Source organism: Hydrocoleum sp. CS-953, assembly GCF_002260545.1.
In the GTDB taxonomy this organism is placed as follows: domain Bacteria; phylum Cyanobacteriota; class Cyanobacteriia; order Cyanobacteriales; family Microcoleaceae; genus Trichodesmium.
Map to the genome: position 1 here is coordinate 1 of NZ_LGSU01000127.1, position 2,222 is coordinate 2,222.

Sequence of the window (2,222 nt, forward strand, 5' to 3'; positions counted from 1 at the left end):
CTGATAACTAATAACTAATAACTGAAATGACTTGTCATAATAATACAGCAACAATCCCCAAATCCAATGCAACAAAAAGAGTTGCTTTAATTGGGATGCCAAATACAGGGAAATCTACATTTTTTAATCGAATTACTGGAGTTTCTGCTCATGTAGGAAATTGGCCGGGAATAACAGTCGATATCTTACAAGCTGAGGTCAAAATAAATAACGAAACAACACAATTTGTAGACTTGCCAGGAATTTATAATCTCAACGGTTTTTCCGAAGATGAAAAAGTAGTGCAAAGATTCTTAGAAAATAATCCTGCTGACTTAGTAATAGTAGTTATTAATGCCTCACAAATTGACCGTCAAATTCTCTTACCATTGCAGGTAAAAGCCTTTGGTTTACCAGCAGTTGTAATGCTTAATATGTCAGATGAAGCCAAAAAGTATGGAATTAAAATAGACACGGAAGAATTATCTCAACGTTTAGGAATGCCAGTGTTTTTAATAAGTGCTAAATATGGCAAAGGCTATATGAACGCATATATGGCAATTTCTGAAGAGTTAAAAGAGAGTCAAAATTCAACAAAATTAGATATCTTAAAAGCAGACGAAAATATTTCTGTTAATGAAATAGATGCTGTATTAAATGGAGCTGTAGTTATGCCTTCCGAAATGGCAAAAAATTTCACAGCTCAAATTGATAAAATTGTGCTTCATCCTGTTTGGGGTTTACCCTTATTTTTCCTAGGAATGTTCCTGGTTTTTTGGGCAGTTTGGAATATCGCACTTCCTTCAATAGACCTTCTTGAAATTGTGGTTGAATGGTTACAATCATCAATTGTTGAACCTATAGTTCAAATTTTTCCACCGCTAGTTGAAGACTTTCTAATGAATGGGGTTTGGGCCGGGGTAACTACAGTTGCTTCTTTTGTGCCATTAATTATCGTATTTTTTATAATTATGGCAGTGCTAGAAGATAGTGGATATCTATCACGTTCCGCCTATTTAATGGATGCCTTAATGGCAAGATTAGGTTTAGATGGACGTAGTTTTGTACTGCATATAATGGGGTTTGGTTGTAACGTTCCAGCATTAATGGGAACCAGGGTAATGCGTTCCCGTGCTTTACGACTATTAACCATGTTAATTATTCCTTTTGGTTTATGTTCGGCACGACTTCAAGTATTTGTATTTATCATTGCAGCAGTATTTCCTAATGGCAATGGAGCGATAGTTTTATTCTCTCTATATATCCTCAGTTTTCTGGTTGCTATTATCACGGCAGCATTATTTCAAGGAGTATATAAGAATGAAGAACCTTTCGTTTTAGAGCTACCTCCTTATCGTTTCCCTACATTAAAACAAATTTTACTGAGAAGTTGGGGAGAAGTTAGAGAATTTTTAGCTAGAGCATCTGGTTTTATTACTGTTGGTTGTATAGCAGTTTGGATACTCACAAGTTTACCTCCAGGCGCTACAGGATTAGATACAATTGGTGGTCAAATTGGTCAATTTATGAGTCCTATTATGGACCCTATTGGCATCAATCCTTATTTAACATTATCCCTATTTTTTGGCTTTATTGCTAAGGAAATTGTCATTGGTTCTTTAGCAGTTATTTACAGCATGAGCGAACAAAATGTTAGTAGTAATATTGCTGAGACAGTTACTTTTATTCAAGGATATAGTTTCTGTATTTTTTGTTTACTTTATACCCCATGTTTATCTACTTTAGCTACCTTAGTTAAAGAGGCAAAATCATGGAAATTTTCCCTACTTTCTTTAGTATTTCCATTAGTTTTAGCTTGGGTTGCTAGTTTCATTTTCTATCAAGGAGCTTTGGCTTTAGGTTTCTGAAATAAGGGTAAGAAAGAAGGCAGAAGGAAGAAGGGAAAAGGAAGAAGGAGAGAAGGCTTGAAAGTTGGAAAAACTTAAATTTCCTGTAGATACTTACCTCTTTTTTACACGCTCCGATACTAGCGGAGATGATATAACTAATAATTATTAAAAACCTTGCGGTATCCCAAGGTTTATTTTTTTCTCAAATTAGAAGAATAGCAACAGAAAAAAAGTTTTTGTTTGTAGTATAGCTCTCAGCCCTATCCATCACTTAGGGGTGAGAGCTATACTACGAACTTTAATTATAACTATTCAACCGGACATGATATAATATCATTTCTCAAAAACTTTATCTATTTCAGAGTAGGGGAGTAGGGGAGTGTAGGGACGTTT

Annotated in this window: 1 protein-coding gene; it reads left to right on the forward strand. The window is 34.8% G+C overall.

What is annotated here, in order from left to right; genetic code table 11:
* The first annotated feature begins 26 nt into the window (after positions 1-26).
* Entirely contained in the window at positions 27-1,847 is a 1,821-nt protein-coding gene (feoB, locus tag AFK68_RS00895; RefSeq protein ID WP_094670894.1) for a ferrous iron transport protein B, read from the forward strand.
* Positions 1,848-2,222: the final 375 nt, after the last annotated feature.

Excerpts from the sequence above, each read along its gene's own strand:
- feoB (WP_094670894.1), top strand. The coding sequence starts at position 27 with ATGACTTGTCATAATAATACAGCAACAATCCCCAAATCCAATGCAACA.